General features: G+C 65.1%; 1 protein-coding gene. It reads right to left on the reverse strand.

Annotation, left to right across the window (positions count from 1 at the left end):
- The coding region (locus AC5WRT_RS39050; RefSeq protein WP_496101115.1) for a transposase at window positions 1-321 on the reverse strand (321 nt) is incomplete at its 3' end.
- Window positions 322-498: the final 177 nt, after the last annotated feature.

A 498-nucleotide genomic window follows, 5' to 3' on the forward strand; every position in this document is an offset into this window, starting at 1 on the left:
CGCGGACAGGGAGAGCACCATCTCGTCGACGCCGGTCAGGCGGCGCTGCCGCTTCTTGATGATTTGCGGCTCGAAGGTGCCGGCGGTATCGCGAGGCACCTTGACCTCGACCGGGCCGACGTCGGTCAGCACGGTCTTGGCCCGGGTGCCGTTGCGGCTGTTGCCGTTGTTCTTCCCGGCCGGGTCGTGCTTCTCATAGCCGACGTGATCAGTGATCTCGCCTTCCAGAGCCGACTCGAGGACCCGCTTGGTCAGCTGCTGCAACAGCCCACCTTCGCCGGTCAGTTGCAGGCCCTCATTCCGGGCCCGGTCGACGAGCATCGCGACGAGCTGCTCGTCCGACACCGCACTCGGCGGTGTCTGAACCACCTGCGCAGCCTGCTCGTTCTCCACGGCGGTCTCCGTCATCAGACGCATCTCCTTGATCATCAGATCCGCCGTCTATTGGACACTCCCGGCCGCCGCGTTGAAGTGCATCTACATGGCGCTCATGAGCCT

The sequence above is a fragment of the Streptomyces sp. NTD91 genome, assembly GCF_059510455.1.